The sequence below is a fragment of the Mycolicibacterium aromaticivorans JS19b1 = JCM 16368 genome, assembly GCF_000559085.1.
Lineage (GTDB): Bacteria > Actinomycetota > Actinomycetes > Mycobacteriales > Mycobacteriaceae > Mycobacterium > Mycobacterium aromaticivorans.
Window position 1 is genome coordinate 4,693,419 of the sequence record NZ_JALN02000001.1, and the last position, 19,247, is coordinate 4,712,665.

16 protein-coding genes and 1 other RNA gene are annotated in these 19,247 nt (G+C 67.8%); 11 read left to right on the forward strand and 6 right to left on the reverse strand.

Annotated elements, in window-relative coordinates; all coding sequences use genetic code 11:
• Positions 1-2: 2 nt before the first annotated feature.
• The gene (locus Y900_RS22400) at positions 3-1,088 is read left to right on the forward strand and encodes a bifunctional RNase H/acid phosphatase (RefSeq protein ID WP_036344605.1); all 1,086 of its coding nucleotides are present in this window, start codon (positions 3-5) and stop codon (positions 1,086-1,088) included.
• Position 1,089: 1 nt separating this feature from the next.
• Here the strand turns inward: Y900_RS22400 and Y900_RS22405 are convergent, their stop codons facing one another.
• Positions 1,090-1,659 carry a type II toxin-antitoxin system RelB family anti-toxin gene (locus tag Y900_RS22405; RefSeq protein WP_036344606.1) on the reverse strand — a complete coding sequence of 190 codons (570 nt, stop codon included), beginning with the start codon at positions 1,657-1,659 and terminating at the stop codon, positions 1,090-1,092.
• 48 nt (positions 1,660-1,707) lie between these two features.
• On the opposite strand from Y900_RS22405, the gene Y900_RS22410 reads away from it, so the two are divergent.
• Together Y900_RS22410 and rnpB are read left to right on the forward strand one after the other, a co-directional pair.
• Positions 1,708-2,328, forward strand: a complete 621-nt coding sequence (locus Y900_RS22410) for a class I SAM-dependent methyltransferase (protein ID WP_192827538.1) — start codon at positions 1,708-1,710, stop codon at positions 2,326-2,328.
• A gap of 19 nt (positions 2,329-2,347) precedes the next feature.
• Positions 2,348-2,736, forward strand: an RNA gene (gene rnpB / locus Y900_RS30510) — RNase P RNA component class A.
• 9 nt (positions 2,737-2,745) lie between these two features.
• On the opposite strand, the gene Y900_RS22415 is transcribed toward rnpB, so the two are convergent.
• On the reverse strand, positions 2,746-4,266 hold the full coding sequence (locus Y900_RS22415) for a CYTH and CHAD domain-containing protein (protein ID WP_036344609.1): 1,521 nt from the start codon (positions 4,264-4,266) through the stop codon (positions 2,746-2,748).
• A gap of 344 nt (positions 4,267-4,610) precedes the next feature.
• Here Y900_RS22415 and Y900_RS22420 point away from each other — a divergent pair, with 344 nt between their 5' ends.
• Positions 4,611-5,975, forward strand: a complete 1,365-nt coding sequence (locus Y900_RS22420; RefSeq protein ID WP_036344610.1) for a magnesium transporter MgtE N-terminal domain-containing protein — start codon at positions 4,611-4,613, stop codon at positions 5,973-5,975.
• On the forward strand, positions 5,972-7,297 hold the full coding sequence (locus Y900_RS22425; protein WP_081845200.1) for an NRAMP family divalent metal transporter: 1,326 nt from the start codon (positions 5,972-5,974) through the stop codon (positions 7,295-7,297). Before Y900_RS22420 ends, Y900_RS22425 begins: the two co-directional genes overlap by 4 nt.
• On the opposite strand, the gene Y900_RS22430 is transcribed toward Y900_RS22425, so the two are convergent.
• Genes Y900_RS22430 through Y900_RS22440 form a run of 3 tightly spaced genes read right to left on the reverse strand, consistent with a single transcriptional unit; the run spans position 7,294 to position 10,633 of the window.
• On the reverse strand, positions 7,294-9,294 hold the full coding sequence (locus Y900_RS22430; RefSeq protein WP_036344611.1) for a 5-oxoprolinase/urea amidolyase family protein: 2,001 nt from the start codon (positions 9,292-9,294) through the stop codon (positions 7,294-7,296). The genes Y900_RS22425 and Y900_RS22430 overlap by 4 nt on opposite strands.
• On the reverse strand, positions 9,291-9,902 hold the full coding sequence (locus tag Y900_RS22435; RefSeq protein ID WP_036344612.1) for an urea amidolyase associated protein UAAP2: 612 nt from the start codon (positions 9,900-9,902) through the stop codon (positions 9,291-9,293). Before Y900_RS22435 ends, Y900_RS22430 begins: the two co-directional genes overlap by 4 nt.
• Positions 9,899-10,633 (reverse strand): DUF1989 domain-containing protein, encoded by a 735-nt coding sequence (locus Y900_RS22440; protein ID WP_036344613.1) that lies wholly within the window; start codon positions 10,631-10,633, stop codon positions 9,899-9,901. The genes Y900_RS22435 and Y900_RS22440 overlap by 4 nt, the downstream gene beginning before the upstream one ends.
• A gap of 151 nt (positions 10,634-10,784) precedes the next feature.
• Here Y900_RS22440 and Y900_RS22445 point away from each other — a divergent pair, with 151 nt between their 5' ends.
• Complete coding sequence (locus tag Y900_RS22445; protein WP_036344615.1) at positions 10,785-11,393, forward strand: TetR/AcrR family transcriptional regulator; 609 nt, start codon at positions 10,785-10,787, stop codon at positions 11,391-11,393.
• Between the two features lie 10 nt (positions 11,394-11,403).
• The gene (locus Y900_RS22450; protein ID WP_036344616.1) at positions 11,404-12,186 is read left to right on the forward strand and encodes an enoyl-CoA hydratase/isomerase family protein; all 783 of its coding nucleotides are present in this window, start codon (positions 11,404-11,406) and stop codon (positions 12,184-12,186) included.
• Here the strand turns inward: Y900_RS22450 and panB are convergent.
• On the reverse strand, positions 12,183-13,025 hold the full coding sequence (panB, locus tag Y900_RS22455; protein ID WP_036344618.1) for a 3-methyl-2-oxobutanoate hydroxymethyltransferase: 843 nt from the start codon (positions 13,023-13,025) through the stop codon (positions 12,183-12,185). The genes Y900_RS22450 and panB overlap by 4 nt on opposite strands.
• A 173-nt stretch (positions 13,026-13,198) precedes the next feature.
• On the opposite strand from panB, the gene Y900_RS22460 reads away from it, so the two are divergent.
• From Y900_RS22460 to glnA, 4 genes are all read left to right on the forward strand, one after another.
• Positions 13,199-14,593, forward strand: a complete 1,395-nt coding sequence (locus Y900_RS22460; protein ID WP_036347533.1) for a WS/DGAT/MGAT family O-acyltransferase — start codon at positions 13,199-13,201, stop codon at positions 14,591-14,593.
• A gap of 58 nt (positions 14,594-14,651) precedes the next feature.
• Positions 14,652-16,196 (forward strand): alpha/beta hydrolase, encoded by a 1,545-nt coding sequence (locus Y900_RS22465; RefSeq protein ID WP_036347535.1) that lies wholly within the window; start codon positions 14,652-14,654, stop codon positions 16,194-16,196.
• A gap of 82 nt (positions 16,197-16,278) precedes the next feature.
• Positions 16,279-17,820, forward strand: a complete 1,542-nt coding sequence (locus tag Y900_RS22470) for an alpha/beta hydrolase (protein WP_420329782.1) — start codon at positions 16,279-16,281, stop codon at positions 17,818-17,820.
• Between the two features lie 58 nt (positions 17,821-17,878).
• Complete coding sequence (glnA, locus tag Y900_RS22475) at positions 17,879-19,219, forward strand: type I glutamate--ammonia ligase (RefSeq protein WP_036344619.1); 1,341 nt, start codon at positions 17,879-17,881, stop codon at positions 19,217-19,219.
• The last annotated feature ends 28 nt before the right edge of the window (positions 19,220-19,247 follow it).

Here is a 19,247-nt window from a genome sequence, read left to right on the forward strand (position 1 = left end):
CCGTGCGTGTTCTCATCGAGGCCGACGGCGGGTCCCGGGGCAACCCCGGGCCGGCGGGATACGGCTGTGTCGTGTGGTCGGCCGACCACCGGACCGTGCTGGCCGAGCACGGCCAGGCGATCGGCGTCACCACCAACAATGTCGCCGAATACCGCGGGCTGATAGCAGGTCTGGAGGAGGCCCGCCGCCTCGGCGCCGACGAGGTTACCGTGTCGATGGACTCGAAGCTCGTCGTTGAGCAGATGTCCGGCCGCTGGAAGGTCAAGCACGCTGCGATGGCCGAGCTGCACCAGCAGGCGCGCGCGCTGGCCTCGACGTTTGATTCGGTGACCTACCAATGGATTCCGCGCGAGCGGAACTCTTACGCCGACCGGCTGGCCAACGAGGCGATGGACCGCGAACAGCAGGCAACCGTGGCCGACCCGCCCGCCGGTGCGCTCGCCGTGCCGCCCGCGGCGTGGACCGGTAACCAGGGCGCGCCGACCCGCATGCTGCTGTTGCGGCACGGCCAGACCGAATTCTCCCGGCAGCGAAGGTATTCCGGCCGCGGCAACCCTGAACTCACCGACACCGGCCGGCGCCAGGCCGAGGCCGCGGCCAACTACCTGGCCGGAGGCGGCGGCGTCGACGCGGTGATCAGCTCGCCGCTGCAGCGTGCCTACGACACCGCGTCGGCCGCCGCCGCGGCGCTGGGCCTGCAGGTGACGGTCGACGACGACCTGATCGAGACGGACTTCGGTGCCTGGGAAGGCCTGACGTTCGCCGAGGCGAGGGAGCGCGATCCGGAGTTGCACGGCAGTTGGTTGCGGGACACCGGTCTGCGCCCGCCGGACGGGGAGAGCTTCGTCGACGTCGAGGAACGGATTCAGCGAGCGCGCACCCGCATCATCGCCGAGAATCCCGGCGCCACCGTGCTGGTGGTATCCCACGTGACGCCGATCAAGACCCTGCTGCGACTGGCGCTCGACGCCGGGCCGAGCATTCTGCACCGGTTGCACCTGGACCTCGCGTCGCTGAGCATCGCGGAGTTCTATCCCGACGGCGGGGCCTCGGTGCGGCTGGTGAACCAGACGTCGTATCTGGCCTGAGCTAATCCCGCATGTGCACGCGTTCGCCGTGCGGGCCGAACAGGATGATGGCCTCCACCGGGCCGTCGACGGCACCGAACCAATGCGGTGTCCAGGTACTGAACTCCACGGCTTCACCGGGCTCGATGACGAAATGCTGCTCGCCGAGTATCAGCTGCAGGCGTCCGGAGAGAACGTAAAGCCATTCCTGCCCTTCATGAGTGGGCAGTTCGGCCGGCGCGGTGCGCCGGCGCGGGTTGATCCGGATCTTGAAGGCCTGCGGGCCGCCCGCCCCGCTGTGGCGGGTCAGCGGCCAGTACGTGACCAGGTGCCTGGTATGCGACGCCGCCCGCACCCGGGGGTCGGCGGCCGGGGGTGCGCCGAGCAGTTCGTCGGCGCTGACCGACAGCGCCGCGGCCAGCCGGGGCAGGTGGTCGAGGGCCAGCCGGCGCTTGCCGGATTCCAGCCGGCTCAGCGTGGAGACGTCGATACCGGCCCGGGACGCGACGTCCTCCAATGTCAGACCGAGCCGGCCGCGCAGTTCCCGCAGCCGTCTGCGCACCCGCAGATCGACGTCATCGTTTGCCTGCATGGCAAAAGACATTGCCATTCCTGGGGTGGCACCGGCAAGCTGATGAGCATGACTGCTGATCACCACACCCACTGGGAGACGCGCTACGCGGAGAAGCCACGGATCTGGAGCGGGCGCCCCAACGCGCGCCTTGCCGAAATCGTCGAACCGCTGACGGGTTCGCGCGCACTGGATCTGGGCTGCGGCGAGGGCGGCGATGCGATGTGGCTGGCCGAGCACGGCTGGCACGTCGTCGCCGTCGACGTGTCCACCACCGCGCTGGCCCGCGCGGCGGAAGACGCTGCGGCGCGAGGAGTGTTGGAGCGCATCGACTTTCAACAGCACGACCTGACCCAGACGCTGCCCGAGGGGCCCTTCGATCTGGTGTCGGCGCACTTTCTCCACACCACCCTCGAGATGGACCGGTCCGCCATCCTGCGCCGCGCGGCGGCGACGGTAGCGCCTGGCGGAACGCTGCTGATCGTCGACCACGGTGGTGCGCCGCCATGGGCGCCCGAGGAGGTTCAGCACCACGAATTTCCGGCTCCGGACGTTGTGCTGGCCGGCTTGGCCCTCGACGACACCGAGTGGGAGAGGGTCCGGGTGGGGACCGCCCAGCGCGAGGTGGTCGGGCCCGAGGGTCAGGACGCCACCCTCGACGACAACATCATCCAGCTACGCCGTAAATGAGCTACCGTGTTCAGGCGAACGAGTTGGCCGGGCGGCCGCGACGCAAGTCGAGGAAAGTCCGGACTTCACAGAGCAGGGTGATTGCTAACGGCAATCCGAGGTGACTCGCGGGACAGTGCCACAGAAAACAGACCGCCGTCCGTCAGGGCGGTAAGGGTGAAACGGTGCGGTAAGAGCGCACCAGCATTCCGGGTGACCGGAATGGCTTGGTAAACCCCACCCGAAGCAAGGCCAAGAGGCCGCACCTGGTGCGGCTGCGCAGGCGATCGAGGGCTGCTCGCCCGAGCCTGCGGGTAGGCCGCTCGAGGTACCCGGTGACGGTGTGCCCAGATGGATGGTCGCCGCCGTCCTGCCCCGGTCGATCAGGGCAGGAAGGGACAGAATCCGGCTTACAGGCCAACTCGTTCGCTCACCGCGTCAGTGCGATTTCTTGAACGTCTTCCGCAGTGCGCTGAGCGCATCGTCGAGCTGTTCGCGGCAGCGGTTCGCGAGGTCGTCCTCCTGCTGATAGAGCAGGCCGTAGGTGAAGGTGTCCTCGCCCGCGGCGTGCGCCGCCAGCGACTGCTGGGCCAGATGTGTGCGGCTGACCACACTGTCCTGGTGGTCGCCCAGCAGAGTCTGGATGGTCTTGGCCCGGTCCGATACCTTTGGCTCGCCGGTTGCCGCAGCGACATACCGGAGTCGCTTGGCGCCCTTGCGAATTCGGTGCAACGCCTCGTCGCGGTCCTCGGTGGCCTGGGCGGCGTTCTTGGCCGCCTTGTTCACCCGCTTATATGCCGAGTCGATGCTGACCGGCTTGGGCTCCTCGCCCGGTGCCGCATGCGGTGGCTGGGCGGCCACCAGTGCCTCCAGCGCGTCGAGCAGCCGGAAGTACCGGGTCGATCGCATCGCCGCCAGCGAGCGCCGCAGGCCGGCCTGATAGCTGCGCTGAGCCCCGGACACCAGACGCTCGTAGACCGGGCCGCGGACCAAGTCGGCAGGCAGTGCCTCCAGTGCGGCCTCATACCGTTCGGCGAGCACCTCTGCATCACGGGCGACACCCAGCACACCGGCAAGTTGTCGCAACTCGTCGAGGATCCAGGCGTCGTCGCTCAACCCGAAGGCGTCCTCGGAGGCCTGCAACAAGCTGCGGATCTTGCGGCTGGTCACGCGCATTTGATGGACCGAGTCGTAGGTGTCGGCCCGCACCGCGCGGTCCCACACCAACAGTTCGCCGACCTGCTCGGCGACCGCCTGATGCACCGGGTCGCGGGACGCCTCGTTGTCGTCGGGCACCTCGGCGGCCGTACCCGCCGTCTCCAGCACTTTCGCGAGCTTCGATCCGTGGCCTGCCGGCACCGCGCCGGCGTCGAGCAGCCGATTGCTCAGCCGCTTCAGGAGGTCGCGCCCGCCGTCGGCCTCACCGTCGACCAGCTCCAGCTCCCACTCGTGCCAGCGCTGTTCCTCCCCGGCCTCGCCGCCGCTCCCGAGCGCCCACGCGCTCACCTCGTCGTCGCAGAACTCGGCCAGCGCCGCGTCGTCCCCGTCGTAGAGCATCACCACGTTGCGGGTCGTCGAGATCCGGGCCACCGGGGCCAGCGGGTGGTCCCGCACCACGGCGAGCACGATGTCCAGTAGATCGGTGGGCACCGAGTCGCCGCCCTCTGGGGAGCTGTCCAGCGGCGCATGCACCTCAGTTCGGGCGTCCGGCCCGGCGGGCAGCTTCAGGTGCCAGCCCGCATCGGGGCCGCCGGTGCGGCGGCGCAGCGTGATCCGATGGGCGTTGAGATCGCGACGCTGGGTGTCGAAATACACCGCGTCGAGCGATTGCGCGGGCTGCCGCTCCACGCGTGCCACCGCCGAGAGCCCGTCGAACGACGGCAGCGTCGCGCCGGTGGGGACGTCGAACTTTCGCTCCACCTCGACATGGCGATTTTTGCCCGCAGTACCCGAACCCATGCCGCCTAGGGTGTCATACCCAGGTGAACAGGATGCCGTCGTCACGAGCTGAAGGCGAGCTGTGAGCTGACTGGCACTTCCGGCGTGGGGGGCGTCTGTTGGGTACTATTCGACCGTCGTCGTGACCGCACGATCCTCAGGAGGTGATCACCGATGCTTGGTGAACCTCCGAGTAGTCATAGTCGCTGACAGCTGGCGCTCGTCGCGCTGCCGTCCACTTTTCCTTCGTCATCGTTCCTGAATTCGCCGCTGGCTCATGTGTCGACGGCTGCCGCCGGGCGTTGCCCGCCGGCAGCCGGGCCGACTGGGTGAGCGTGGCATCCGTGTCGGTAGGAGTGCGTGAAATGTCCGATGTACTAGGCGCTTTGAGCGGTGCGGGCAATGGCCTGCGCAGGCGGGGAGCTGTGCGTGCCCAGCGGATGTCGACCCGCCGGGGTGTCCAACAGGCGGTGGTGTCGGTGGCCGGACTGGTGAGCGCGCCGGTGTCCAATCAGGCCGGCCAACTCCTCGGCCGGGTGGTCGACCTGATCGCCCACATGCAGCCCGAGGAACACTATCCGCCGGTGACCGGATTGTTGGTGCGGGTGGGCTCGCGGCGCAGCTTTCTGCCCGCGGACGCCATCGGCGAGATCACCCCCCGAGCTGTGCGATTGCGAACCGCGCGAATGGATCTGCGTGACTTCGCCCGGCGCCCTGGTGAGGTGCTTCTCGCCGAGGATGTCCTGGACCACCAGCTCATCGATCTGGAAGGCCGCCAGGTGTTGCGCGCTGCCGATCTCTACCTCGCCCGGATGGGTGACCAGTTCCGGCTCGTCGGGCTGGACGTCAGTTTCGCCACCCTGCTGCGCCGCCTCGGGCCGCGGGTCTGGCGGGGGAGGCCGACGCCGGAACGGGTCATCGACTGGGCGGCGGTGGCACCGTTCGGTGACGTGACCGCGTCGCCGTCGGTGGTGCATCTGCGCACCACGGACGAGCAACTGCGCCGCCTCGCTCCGGCCGACCTGGCAGATCTGCTCGAAGATCTGGCACGGCCGGCCCGCCAGCAGCTCCTGGACCGGCTCGGTCCCGACGCGGCCGCCGACGCGCTCGAGGAGATGGAACCCGACGAGTTGGAGGCGCTGCTGCGGGAGGCGCCCCCCGAGCAGGCCGCTGTCCTGATCGCTGCGATGGAGCCCGACGAGGCCGTCGACGCGTTGCGCGACCTGTCCTCCGGCGAGCGCGAAGAGCTCCTGCGCCGGATGCCGCAGCAGTCGGCTCAGGAGCTGACTGCGCTGCTGACCTACCCGGAGGACACCGCGGGCGGATTCATGACGAGCGTCCTGGCGCGCGCGTCGATCACCAACACCGTCGGCGAGGTGGAACGCATCGTCGCCGGGCACCGCGAGCACCGAGCGGAGATCGACGGCATCCTCATCTACGACGAGGACGGCTTCCTCGTCGCCGACCTGCCGTTGTTCGATCTGATCGCCTATCCCGACGACAACACGATCGCCGAGGTGCTCGATGCCGAGGGTCACCCGCCGCCGTTGACGGTGTCCTCCGACGCCAATGTCGGTGAGGTTGCGACGCAATTGGTGAAGACCAGGCGGGCGTCGTTGTTGGTGGTCGACTCCGACGGCTGCCCGATCGGACGAATCCTGGCCGACGATGTGCTCGACGCGCTGCTGCCCGAGCGGGGCCGGTTCCACTTCCCGAGGTTGCTGTCATGACCGCCGAAGACACCCGCCCGGTTGTCACACCGCCGACGCCGGTCGAAGGGGGCTGGCGGCACCGCGCGGCCAGCGTCGTCACGCGGGTGCCCGGCGGCGCCCGAGTGCTGGGCTATCTGGCGATCGCGGGGCCCGGCCTCATCGCCGCGAATGCCGGCAACGATGCCGCCGGGATTGCCACCTATTCCAGCGCCGGTTCGCAATTCATCTATCGCACACTGTTTTTCATGGTGTTGGTTACGGTCGCCCTGGTCCTGGTTCAGGAGATGTCGGTGCGGCTGGGCACCTTCACCGGCAAGGGGATCGCGGCGCTGATCCGCGAACAGTTCTCGCTGCGACTGACCGCCGTGGCCTTGGTGTGCATCCTGCTGGCCAACACGGGACTGGTGGTCAGCGAGTTCGCCGGTATCGGCGCGGCGTTCGAACTCGTCGGCGTCAGCAGGTATTGGGTGGTGCCCCTTGCCGCGGTACTCATCTGGGGACTGGTTCTATTCGGCTCCTACCGGTACGCCGAGCGGATCTTCCTCGTCCTGTCACTGGCGTTCTTCGCCTACCCGGTGGCGGCCATCCTCGGACACCCGGACTGGAAAGACGTGGCGACCAACCTCGTCGTGCCGCATTTCGAAATGTCCAGTGAATTCCTGCTTCTGGGGGTGGCACTGATCGGCACTACGGTGTCGCCGTACATGCAGTTCTATGCCGCCGCGGGAGTGGTGGATCGCGGCGTGGGTCCGGACAACTTCCGCAGTGCGCGGATCGACGCGGTCGTGGGCGCGGTGTTCGCCTGCGTCATCTCGATCACCATCATCATCGCCACCGGCGCCACCATCGGCGGGCGAGGACCGCTGGATTCGGCTCAGGAAGCCGCCGAGGCACTGCGCCCGGTCGCAGGCAACGGTGCGGTCGCGCTGTTCGCGGTCGGCCTGCTCGGCGCGAGCGCATTGGCCGGGGCGGTGGTTCCGCTGTCGAGCAGCTACGCGATCAGCGAGGCTGTCGGTGTGGAACGTTCGGTGTCGCGGCGATTCACCGAGGCGCCACTGTTCCTGGGGCTGTTCACCTTTCAGATCGTGCTGGGCGCCGCGATCGCGCTGACCCCGGTCAACCTGATCAGCCTGCTCATCGGTACACAGGTGCTGCAGGGAATCATCACGCCCGTCATCCTGGTGTACATCCTGGTGCTGACGAATCGGCGCTCGGTGCTCGGCGACGCGGTCAACCCGCCGGTGTTCCGGGTCGTCGCCACCATCGCGGTGGTGGCCGTCAGCGCGATGTCGCTGCTGCTCCTCGGCTGGACAGTGCTTGGCTGGTTCGGGGTGACCTAACTGGCCAGCTGACCGGCGAACTCGCCGGCCTGATCCCAGGCCCGGCGTTCGGCGGTGAACGCCTCGGCTTGCTGGGTCCGGAACTCGGCGATGCCGTCGGCGTTCAGTGTCAGGAAGCGCTGATAATCAGGCATCGAGAACGTGCCGTCGGCGATGTCGACGGAACCGCGGCCTGCGGCCATGTCGGCGCGCAGGTCCAGCAGTTCCTCGGCGCTGACCGGATAGAAGCTGATCCGGTCGAAATAGCGCAGCAGCCAGGGGGTTCCGGGCTCGAACGAGCGCGAGTCCTGCGGATGGCGGTGGTTCCACACCTGCGTGGTGCGGCCGACGAACTGGTAGCCGCCCGGCCCTTCCATGCCGTAGATGCACAGATAGGCCCCGCCGATCCCGACGGCGTTCTCCGGTGTCCAAGTGCGTGCCGGGTTGTACTTCGTGGTCACCAGCCGGTGGCGGGGATCCAGCGGCGTGGCCACCGGGGCGCCGAGGTAGACGTCGCCGAGGCCCAGCACCAGATACTGGGCGTCGTAGACGGTGTCGTGCACCCGCTGTACATCGGTCAAACCGTTGATGCGCCGGATGAATTCGATGTTCCACGGGCACCAGGGGGCGTCGGCGCGCACACCGTGCATGTAGCGCTGAATGGCCTCGTGTGTGGCGGGGTCGTCCCATGACAGCGGCAGACTCACGGTTCTGCTGGGTACCACCAGCTGGTCGGTGGCGGGGAGTGACTCCTCGGTTCGGGCCAGCAGCTCGACCAACTCGGGCGCGCCCAGCACGGCCGGATCGAACTGAACCTGCAACGATCGCACGCCCGGGGTCAGCTCGGTGACACCGGGAACTGCGCTGGCTGAGAGTGATTCGTACAGCACGTGTACCCGGGCGCGCATGGCCAGGTCGAGCACCATGGGTCCGTATTCGACGAGCACGCCGCCGTCGCCGTCACGGCGCACGGTCACGTCGGTGCCTTCGGCGCCGACAAATCGGGTCAGCACACCGTCGTCGGCGTCGCTGGAGGTCGAGATGACCAGCGGCATCGACGCCCGCCGGTCGGCGCCGATACTGCCCAGTGACGGAGCCCGGTCGGCACGGACCGGGACGAACCGCACGGTGTCGCCGGGCGCCATCTGTCCGAGCTTCCAGCGGTCGCCGCGCACGACGGTGACCGGGCAGACGAACCCGCCGAGGCTTGGGCCGTCCGGGCCGAGCAGGATCGGGGTGTCGCCGGTGAAGTCCAAAGTTCCGACGCAGTAGGCGTTGTCGTGGATGTTCGACGGATGCAGACCGGCCTCGCCGCCGTCGGTGCGGGCCCACTGCGGCTTCGGGCCCACCAGGCGGACACCGGTCCGATCGGAGTTGAAGTGCACCGTGTAGTCCGTGCCGACGATCGTCGCCATGTCGGCGCGGGTGAAGAACTCCGGTGCACCGTGCGGGCCTTCGGTGACCGCGAGTTGCCAGCGGTGACCGATCGCGGGCTGCTCGTCGATGCCGGCGCGGGCCGGCCGGGCCGTCGCCGGTCCGGGATCGTCACCGACCGTCAGCCTGTCGCCGGTACGCAGCGCGCGACCCTCGTGACCGCCGAAACAGCCCAGCGTGAACGTCGCTGTGCTGCCCAGGTATTCGGCTTCACCAACTCCGCCGGCGATCAGTACGTAACAGCGCATACCCGGGCCGCCGACCACCCCGATGTCCAGCACCCCGCCCGGCGGTATCGGCACCGACTGCCACTGCGGCACCGGCTCGCCGTCGAGGGTGACCGGAGCGGCCGCCCCCGTGACACACACCCGGGCACCATCGGGGAAGCTCAGTGCGGGACCGGCTTTCGTGCATTCGAGGCCGGCGGCCCCTTCGGCGTTGCCGAGCACCCGATTGCCGACGCGGAAGGATAGATCGTCCATCGGCCCCGACGGCGGCACGCCGACATGCCAGTACCCGACGCGGCCGGGCCAATCCTGGACGGTGGTCAGCAGACCTGGCCGCAGCACTTCGATGCTCGTCATGAGTCGGTGATCACCATCCGCACCGGGGTGGGGTCGAATCCGTTGCAGGGGTTGTTGATCTGCGGGCAGTTCGACACCAGCACCAGCGTGTCGGTGTCGGCACGCACCGTCAGCGACTTACCCGGCGCCGACAGGCCGTCGACGATGCCCAGAGTGCCGTCGGCCTCGACGGGCACGTTCATGAAGAAGTTGACGTTGGAGACGATGTCGCGCTTGCCCATTCCCCACCTGGCGGCTTCGGCGAGGAAGTTCTCGGCGCAGGCGTGCTGATGCACGGTGTGATGGCCGTAGCGCAAGGTGTTGGATTCCTTGGAGCAGGCGCCGGCGATGGTGTCGTGGTTACCGACCTCGTCGGCGACGATCGTCACCAACGGCCTGCCGTCGGCAGCCCGCAGCACCGAGCCGGTGGTCAGGAAGATGTTGCGCTGCGCGGCGATGGTGGCCTGGGCGCTATAGCGCCCGGCCGGATCGACCAAATCACCGGTGACGGCGTAGAACAGCGTGTCCACCGCCTGATTGCCGTGTAGATCGATGATCTGCAGGCACTGGCCGGCCCGCAGGATGGCCGACCACGGAGCGCAGGCCGCGACGATCTCGTCGAGAATCATTGTGCTGCCGCCCACGTGGTCTCGGTGTTGAACAGAGCTCGGAGGTATTCGGGATCGGTGTTCACCGGGGTGGTCAGCTCCTCGTCGGCACGCCAGGCCACGATGTCGAGTGCGGTCACGGCGGGCTGCGGGTCCAACGGGTGGGCGGTGTTGACCACGGCGACGACGACGGGCAGATGGATCAGCAACTCCACCGCTGCGCCGGGACCGGCCGACCCGGTGAACGTCAACGCCCCGGTGCCTTCGACTCGAACACCTTTGAACAGCGTCGCCGACGGTGCGACGTCGCGAATGTCCATCCCGTGCTTAAGCGCGGCCAGCAGCATCGTGGGTTGGCCGGCGGCAGGCAATCCGCACAGCAGGTCGTGGTGGCCGGAGCTGTCGGCCACAACCGTCGCCAGCACGCGACCCTGATCGGACAGCAGCGGATGGCCCACCCCGAGGTAGGCCTGCCACGGCACCTTCATCGTGTCGGCGACATTGAGCCGCTCCCAGGAGGCGTCGGCCCGGAACAGCAGCAGGTGCGCGCAGGCGCCGCCGTCGGGATCGGCCAGGCGCAGGCGGGTACCGCGGCCGAGCACCCGGGTGGCGTAGGACTCCGCGGGCACGGACTCGGCCCAGAGCAGCCGGGCGCCGTCGATACCTTCGGGCAGGACGGGCACCCGCATGTTGGCATCGCTCGCCAGGGAACGCGCGTGTGAGCGGGCGCCGTCGGTCGACGCGGTTGTCATCGTGGCACTCCTGAGTCAGCCGATTACCTGTCAAGTGAAAGTTTTCTCAAGTGCCGTTCCCGGCGAATGTCGCCGGTGTAACGACTGGGTTGACTGGATTTCGATCAAGTGACAGGTATTTCGCCGCCGACGGCGGGTGCCAGAATGACGTATGCGCAGCCAGGGCCATGACGGGCGCGGCCGGCCCCGGCTCGAACAGTCCCGCAGGCCCGGCAGCACCGCTCGCGAGGAGATCCTGGACGCCGCCGCCGAGCTGTTCACCACGATCGGATACGCCGGGACGTCGACCCGGCGGATCGCCGACGCAGTCGGTATTCGCCAGGCATCGCTCTACCATCACTTCGCGACCAAGGACGACATCCTCGAAGCTTTGCTGGCCGGAACGGTCGACGAGGCGCTGCGGCTGGCCGGCGAGTTGCTGACCGGTCCAGGGCCGGCCAGGGCCAGACTGCGCGCACTGGTGATCGCGGACTGCTCGCAACTGTGTGCGAGCCGCTGGAATCTGGGTGCGCTGTACCTCCTGCCCGAATTGCGCATCGAGCGGTTCGCGCAGTTTCGTGCCAGTCGTGAGGAGTTGCGGTGCCGCTATCGCGCGCTGGCGGCGCAGGTGATAGCCGAGTGCGACGGGATCGTCGATGCCGACGACCTTCCGTTCCGCCTTGTCGAGTCGGTGATCAACCGGCGCTCCGACAACGAGGAGTGCACGCCCGAGGCGCCCGTCGTGATCGCCGATGCCGCTCTGCGAATCCTTGGTTGCTAACGTTCCGGCCGTGAGCGACTACCAGACGTTGTCCTTCGATCAGGCCGGTCCCATCGCGCGGATCGTGCTGAAGCGGCCCGAGGCCGCCAATGGCATGAACGACGTGATGACCGCCGAACTGGCTCACGCCGCGGCCCGCTGCGACGTGGCGGAGATCAAGGCCGTCGTCCTCACCGGAGCCGGCCGGTTCTTCTGCGCCGGGGGAGACCTCAAGGCGATGGCGGCATCCCCGTTGGGTCCGGGCAGGTTCGTCAAGGGCATCGCCGACGACCTGCACCGCGCGATCTCGACGCTGGCCCGGATGGATGCCGTGTTGATCACGGCGGTCAACGGCGTGGCCGCGGGCGCCGGGTTCAGCCTCGCGGTGGCCGGGGATCTGGTGCTGGCCGCCGACAGCGCGTCGTTCACGATGGCCTACACCAAAGCCGGGCTGAGCCCCGACGGCAGCTCCTCGTACTTCCTGCCCCGAATCATCGGTGTGCGCCGCACCCAGGAGCTGATGCTCACCAACCGGACGTTGACGGCGGCCGAAGCCGCCGACTGGGGTCTGGTCACCGAAGTGGTCCCCGCTGACGATCTGGCGGCCCGCGCTCAGGTGCTGGCCGAGCAGATCGCTTCTGCGGCAAAGGGTTCCGGTGCGGCGGTCAAGAAGCTGATGCTGACCACGTTCAGCAGTGGTCTCGAGGAGCAAATGGAGCTGGAGGGCCGGCTGATCGCGGCGTGTGCGGACAGTGTCGACGGCCGCGAGGGCATCGACGCCTTCCTCAACAAGCGCGCGCCCGAGTTCGGCTAGAAGCTGTGCTCCTCGGCCGGGAACGCACCGGTCGCCACCTCTTCGGCGTATTGCGTTGCCGCGCGGCGTAATTCGCCGCCGACATCACCGAATCGCTTGACGAACTTGGCCGTCTTGCCGCTGGTGAGTCCGGCCATGTCCTGCCAGACCAGCACCTGCGCATCGCAGTTGGGCCCGGCGCCGATGCCGATGGTCGGGATCGTCAGCTTGCCGGTGATCTGGGTGGCCAGCTCGGCGGGCACCATCTCCATCACCACGGCGATGGCACCGGCCTCCTGGACCGCGATCGCGTCGTGAATGGTCTGCTCGGCGGCGTCGCCGCGGCCCTGGACGCGAAACCCGCCCAGCCCGTTGACGCTCTGCGGGGTGAAGCCGATGTGGGCGACCACCGGGATGCCTGCGGCGCTCAAGGTTGCGATCTGCTCGGCGACGCGCTCACCGCCCTCGAGCTTCACCGCGTGGGCGCCCGTGTCCTTCATGAAGCGGGTCGCGGTGCGCAGGGCCTGGGTGGGCCCTTCCTCGTAGCTGCCGAACGGCAGATCGGCCACGACGAGCGCATGCTCCGCGCCGCGGACGACACCGCGAACCAGGGGGATCAATTCGTCGACCGAAACCCGGACGGTGGTGTCGTAGCCGTAGACGACGTTGGCCGCGGAATCGCCGACCAGCAGCACCGGGATACCGGCTTCGTCAAAGGCGCGGGCAGTGGAGTAGTCGTACACCGTGAGCATCGCCCACTTGTGACCCTCGGACTTCCACTTCAGCAGATGGTGGGTGCGGACCTTGGTGCGCGAAACAGGCGACGAAGAAGCGCCGCCGTAGACCGTCTGTTCAGACATCTTTGTCCCTAGTGATCGTCTTTGCCGATCCTCGAGGCCCATTCGGGTCCCCGGGTTCGCTTGACGCCATCAAGTGTGCCACCACCGCACACAAAGGTGAACGAACAGTGAAGTGGACTTTCTCACACCTGGTCTCGGTGGTCCGGCATACGATCGGCGACATGGTGCAACACCTGCAGCGACTCAGCGGCCTCGATGCCAGCTTCCTCTATCTCGAAACTCCGTCACAGCCACTGCATGTGTGTTCGATCCTGGAGCTCGACGCGTCCACGATCCCCGGCGGTTACAGCTTCGAGCGGCTACGCGACGAATTGGCCTTGCGCGTCAAGGCAATTCCCAATTTCCGCGAACGGCTCGCCAACAGCTTCCTCAACCTCGACCATCCGGTGTGGGTGGAAGACGAGCACTTCGAGATCGACCGCCATCTGCACCGCATCGGCCTGCCCGCGCCGGGCGGCCGCGTCGAGCTGGGGGAGATCTGCGGCCACCTGGCCTCGCTGCCGCTCGATCGCCGACACCCGCTGTGGGAGACCTGGGTCATCGAGGGCGTCGGCGGTACCGATGCGCGCAACGGCGGACGGCTCGCGGTGCTGACGAAGGTCCACCACGCCGCGGTCGACGGGGTGACCGGTGCCAATCTGATGTCGCAGCTGTGCAGCACCGAACCCGACGCCCCGCCACCGGCCCCGGTCGACGGACAAGGCGACACCAACCAACTGCGCATCGCGCTCGGCGGGCTGGGCCGGTTCGCCAGCCGGCCCCTGACGCTGGCCACCAAGGTGCTGCCCGCCACGGTCACGACCGTCGTCGACACCGTGCAGCGCGCGGTCGGCGGCCGGGCGATGGCGGCCCCGTTCGCGGCGCCGCAGACCAAGTTCAACGCCAGCGTCACCGCCCATCGCAACGTCGCGTTCGCCGAACTGGACTTCGAGGACATCAAGACGGTCAAGAACCACTTCGGCGTCAAGGTCAACGATGTCGTGATGGCCCTGGTCGCCGGGGTGTTGCGGCAGTTCCTGCTGGACCGCGACGAACTTCCCGAGGCGTCGCTGGTGGCCATGGTCCCCGTGTCCGTGCACGACCGCTCGGACCGGCCGGGCCGCAACCAGGTGTCCGGCATGTTCACCAAGCTGGAGACCCACATCGCCGATCCGGCCGAACGGCTGAAGGCCATCGCCGAGGCGAACACCACCGCCAAGGAACACAGCTCGGCGATCGGGGCGACCCTGCTGCAGGACTGGAGCCAATTCGCCGGGCCGGCCGTGTTCGGCATCGCGATGCGGGTGTACGCCAGAAGCCGGCTGACCGAAGCGCGCCCTGTGCACAACCTCGTTGTGTCCAACGTGCCGGGCCCGCAGATTCCGCTGTACTTCCTCGGCGCCGAAGTAAGCGCGATGTATCCGCTGGGGCCGATCTTCCACGGCTCCGGTTTGAACATCACGGTGATGTCACTCAACGGCAAACTCGACGTCGGATTGATCAGCTGCCCCGAACTGCTGCCAGATCTCTGGGACCTCGCCGACGACTTCGCCGTCGGCATGAAGGAACTGCTCGACGCGACCAGATGAGCTGCCCGGGTGGGTCGGTGTGCAAGGCACCGCCGCCGAGCATGGCAGCATGTTTGCCATGAGGCTTGCCAGGAGATCACGCGCTGTCCGCACCGCCCTGGTGCTCCCCGCCGTGGCCACGCTCGTCGTGAGTGCCGGCTGCAGCTCCACGGTGTCGGGGATGGCCGTGCTCGCCGGACCGCAGGTCGGGCAGCCCGTGCAATGGGGCCCGTGCCGGGTGGCCGGTGGCGGCGGCGGCAACGCGTTGCCGATCCCGGCCGGGGCCGAGTGCGGCAAGATCGCCGTGCCCGTGGACTACGCCAAGCCGGACGGCCCGGTGGCGACGCTGGCACTGATCCGTTTCCCGGCTACCGGTCAGAAGATCGGCTCGCTCATCATCAACCCGGGCGGCCCTGGCGAGTCCGGCATCGAGGCCGCATCCAGCATCGTGGAGAACCTGCCCAGCTCGGTACGGCAGGGCTTCGACTTGGTCGGCTTCGACCCGCGCGGTGTCGGTTCGTCGACTCCGGCGCTGTGGTGCAACTCCGACGCCGACAACGATCGCCTCCGGGCCGATCCGCAGGTCGACTACAGCCCCAAGGGCGTGGAGCACATCGAGAACGAGACCAAGGCCTTCGTCCAGCGCTGCGTCGACAAGATGGGCAAGGACTTCCTGGAGAACGTCGGCACGGCCAACGTCGCCAAGGATCTGGATGCGCTGCGTGCCGCCGTCGGCGACGACAAGCTCACTTATCTCGGCTACTCCTATGGCACCCGGATCGGCTCGGCGTACGCAGAGGCGTACCCGGACAAGGTGCGGGCGATGATCCTCGACGGTGCGGTGGATCCCAACGCCGACCCGATCCAGGCCGACATCGATCAGGCCGCGGCATTCCAGCAGGCCTTCAACGACTATGCCGCCGACTGCGTGAAGGATCCGAGCTGCCCGTTGGGCAACGACGCCAACAAGGCCGTCGACGTCTACCGCAGCCTGGTGGACCCGTTGGTCGACAAGCCACTGCCGACCTCCGACCCGCGCGGGCTGGGCTACAGCGACGCGATCATCGGCACGATCATGGCGCTTTACTCGCCGAATCTGTGGCGGCACCTGACCCAGGGCCTGACCGAGATGACCAACGGCCGCGGGGACACCATGCTGGCGCTGGCCGACATGTACATGCGCCGGGATGCCAGGGGCCACTACACCAACGCCACCGACGCGCGGATCGCGGTCAACTGCGTGGACCAGCCGCCGATCACCGACCGGCAGAAGGTGGTCGCGGAAGACAAGAAGATGCGCGAGGTGGCGCCGTTCATGAGCTACGGCGACTTCACCGGGCACGCCCCGCTGAGTACCTGCGCCTTCTGGCCGGTGCCGCCGACCAGCACGCCGCATGCGGTCAAAGCGCCAGGGCTGCCCCCGGTGCTGGTCGTTTCGACGACCAACGATCCGGCGACGCCGTATCAGGCGGGAGTCGACCTGGCCAAGCAGCTCGGCGGAGCACTGCTGACCTTCAACGGAACTCAGCACACGGTGGTCTTCCAGGGCAACACCTGCGTCGATAACTACGCCGCCGCCTACCTCGTAGACCTGAAGCTGCCCCCGCCCGGAGCCACGTGCTGACGCGAATCACCGGGTGTTCGACCGCATCTGAGATCGGAGTGTGACCGGCTCGCCGTCATACCGACCGCGCGGCCGTGGGACGATGAACGCCATGCGACGCACGAGCCGGCTCGGCTCGGCTGCGTTCTTGGGTTCACTCTGTGTTTCACTGGCGGCCGGTGTCATGGCCCCGCCGGCTGTTGCCGCCCCGAACCCCGGAGCCGGTCAGACGACAGCGCCACAAGTTACGTGGGGAAGCTGCCAGCGTTTCCTCGGCGACAACGCCCATGATCTGCCGAGTGCGCAGTGCACCGCCGTACCCGTGCCGATCACCGCCGCCGATCCCACTGGGCCACAAGCACAGTTGGCGGTCATCAAGGTACCGGCCAGCGGCCAGCGCATCGGTGCGCTGTTCGTCAACCCGGGTGGACCCGGCGCCTCGGCGGTCGACTCGGCCGCCGGAATGGCGTTCGCGTTGGCAGGCAGTCCGATCAGCGAGCAATTCGACATCGTCGGATTCGATCCTCGCGGGGTGGGCTACTCGACGCCGTCCGTGCGCTGCCGTACCGACGCCCAGTTCGACGCCTGGCGCAAGAACCCGATGGTCGACTACAGCCCCGCCGGGGTGGCCGCGATCGAACAGATCAACCGCGACTACGTCAAGGAATGCGCGGACAAGATGGGTACCGCATTCCTGGCCGGCGTCGGAACCGATTCGGCCGCAAAGGATATGGACACCGTCCGTCAGGTCCTCGGCGATGACCGGATCAACTATCTCGGATTCAGCTACGGCACCGAGCTGGGCACCGCGTACCTCGAGAAATTCCCCGACCGGGTTCGCGCGATGGTTCTGGACGGGGCGATCGATCCCGCCCAGAACACGGTCGACTCGATCATCGAGCAGATGACCGGTTTTCAGGTGGCGTTCAACGACTATGCCGCCGACTGCGCCAAGTCGGCGGGCTGCCCGCTCGGCACCGATCCGGCGCACTGGGTGGACCGGTACCACCAGCTGGTCGATCCGCTGGTGACGAAGCCGGCCACGACATCCGACCCGCGAGGCCTGAGTTACCAGGACGCCATCACCGGTACCTTCAACGCGCTGTACACCCCGCAGTACTGGAAATTCCTCACCAGCGGGCTGTTGGGACTGCAACGCAAGACCGACGCCGGTGATCTGCTGATGCTGGCCGACGAATACCAGGGTCGCGATCAGTACGGTCACTACAGCAACGGGCAGGACGCGTTCAACGCCGTCCGCTGCGTCGATAGCCCCACTCCGACCGATTCGGCAACGTGGGCCGACATCGACCGCCGCACGCGCCAGCTGGCGCCGTTCCAGGCCTACGGTCAGTTCACCGGCCAGGCGCCGCGCGACATGTGCGCGTTCTGGCCGGTGCCACCCACCTCGACGCCGCATCCCGCGACTCCCGCACCGCCCGGCAGTGTCGTCGTCGTCTCCACGACGCACGACCCCGCCACGCCCTACGAGGCGGGGGTCAACTTGGCTCGAGAACTCAACGCACCGTTGATCACCTTCGACGGCACTCAGCACACCGCCGTGTTCAACGGGAACCTATGCGTCGACTCGGCGATCGTGAACTACTTCGTCGACCAGACGGTGCCGGGCAATCTGCGCTGCTGATGACGACTGCAGCAGCGCCGTAACACGGAATTAACACCCGCTGCATACGCTCGCATTCATGGACCGCCAGAAGGAATTTGTGCTGCGCACGCTGGAGGAACGCGATATCCGGTTCGTCCGGCTGTGGTTCACCGACGTGCTCGGTTTCCTCAAGTCGGTCGCGATCGCGCCCGCCGAGCTGGAAGGCGCGTTCGAAGAGGGCATCGGCTTCGACGGATCGTCGATCGAAGGCTTCGCGCGGGTCTTCGAATCCGACACGGTCGCGCGCCCGGATCCGTCGACGTTCCAGGTGCTGCCGTGGACGACCAGTGCGGGCCAGCATCACTCGGCGCGGATGTTCTGCGACATCACGATGCCCGACGGCTCGCCGTCCTGGGCCGACAGCCGCCACGTGCTGCGCCGTCAGCTCGCCAAGGCCAGCGACCTCGGCTTCTCCTGCTACGTGCACCCCGAGATCGAGTTCTTCCTGCTCGAGCCCGGCCCCTACGACGGCTCGGTGCCCGTCCCCGCCGACAACGGCGGCTACTTCGACCAGGCCGTGCACGATTCGGCGCCGAACTTCCGCCGCCACGCCATCGACGCGCTGGAGCAGATGGGCATCTCGGTGGAATTCAGCCACCACGAGGGCGCGCCCGGCCAGCAGGAGATCGACCTGCGCTACGCCGATGCGCTGTCGATGGCCGACAACGTGATGACGTTCCGCTACCTCGTCAAAGAGGTGGCACTCGGCGAGGGCGTGCGGGCGTCGTTCATGCCGAAGCCGTTCGCCGAATACCCGGGCTCGGCGATGCACACCCACATGAGCCTGTTCGAGGGTGAGACGAACGCCTTCCACAGTCCCGAAGATCCGCTGCAGCTCTCCGACGTCGCGAAGTCGTTCATCGCAGGGATCCTCGAGCACGCCAGCGAGATCAGCGCGATCACCAACCAGTGGGTCAACTCCTACAAACGGCTGGTGCACGGTGGTGAGGCGCCGACCGCGGCGTCGTGGGGCGCGTCCAACCGTTCCGCGCTGGTGCGGGTGCCGATGTACACCCCGAGCAAGGCGTCCTCGCGTCGCATCGAGGTACGCAGCCCCGACTCCGCCTGCAATCCGTATTTGGCGTTCGCGGTGCTGCTGGCAGCCGGGCTGCGCGGTATCGAGAAGAACTACGTCCTGGGGCCTCAGGCCGAGGACAACGTGTGGACGCTGACCCCGGAGGAACGCCGCGCGATGGGCTATCGCGAGCTGCCGTCCAGCCTGGGTATCGCCCTGCAGGAGATGGAGAGCTCCGAGCTGGTCGCCGAGGCGTTGGGCGAGCACGTCTTCGACTACTTCTTGCGCAACAAGCGCGCGGAGTGGGAGGAGTACCGCAGCAACGTCACGCCGTACGAGCTGAAGGCGTACCTGTCCCTGTAGGGGAGAGCGTCGCGACGCCGGGAATCGC

Excerpts from the sequence above, each read along its gene's own strand:
- Y900_RS22405 (WP_036344606.1), bottom strand. The coding sequence starts at position 1,659 with ATGCAGGCAAACGATGACGTCGATCTGCGGGTGCGCAGACGGCTGCGG.
- Y900_RS22410 (WP_192827538.1), top strand. The coding sequence starts at position 1,708 with ATGACTGCTGATCACCACACCCACTGGGAGACGCGCTACGCGGAGAAG.
- Y900_RS22415 (WP_036344609.1), bottom strand. The coding sequence starts at position 4,266 with ATGGGTTCGGGTACTGCGGGCAAAAATCGCCATGTCGAGGTGGAGCGA.
- Y900_RS22420 (WP_036344610.1), top strand. The coding sequence starts at position 4,611 with ATGTCCGATGTACTAGGCGCTTTGAGCGGTGCGGGCAATGGCCTGCGC.
- Y900_RS22425 (WP_081845200.1), top strand. The coding sequence starts at position 5,972 with ATGACCGCCGAAGACACCCGCCCGGTTGTCACACCGCCGACGCCGGTC.
- Y900_RS22430 (WP_036344611.1), bottom strand. The coding sequence starts at position 9,294 with ATGACGAGCATCGAAGTGCTGCGGCCAGGTCTGCTGACCACCGTCCAG.
- Y900_RS22435 (WP_036344612.1), bottom strand. The coding sequence starts at position 9,902 with ATGATTCTCGACGAGATCGTCGCGGCCTGCGCTCCGTGGTCGGCCATC.
- Y900_RS22440 (WP_036344613.1), bottom strand. The coding sequence starts at position 10,633 with ATGACAACCGCGTCGACCGACGGCGCCCGCTCACACGCGCGTTCCCTG.
- Y900_RS22445 (WP_036344615.1), top strand. The coding sequence starts at position 10,785 with ATGCGCAGCCAGGGCCATGACGGGCGCGGCCGGCCCCGGCTCGAACAG.
- panB (WP_036344618.1), bottom strand. The coding sequence starts at position 13,025 with ATGTCTGAACAGACGGTCTACGGCGGCGCTTCTTCGTCGCCTGTTTCG.
- Y900_RS22465 (WP_036347535.1), top strand. The coding sequence starts at position 14,652 with ATGAGGCTTGCCAGGAGATCACGCGCTGTCCGCACCGCCCTGGTGCTC.
- Y900_RS22470 (WP_420329782.1), top strand. The coding sequence starts at position 16,279 with ATGAACGCCATGCGACGCACGAGCCGGCTCGGCTCGGCTGCGTTCTTG.
- glnA (WP_036344619.1), top strand. The coding sequence starts at position 17,879 with ATGGACCGCCAGAAGGAATTTGTGCTGCGCACGCTGGAGGAACGCGAT.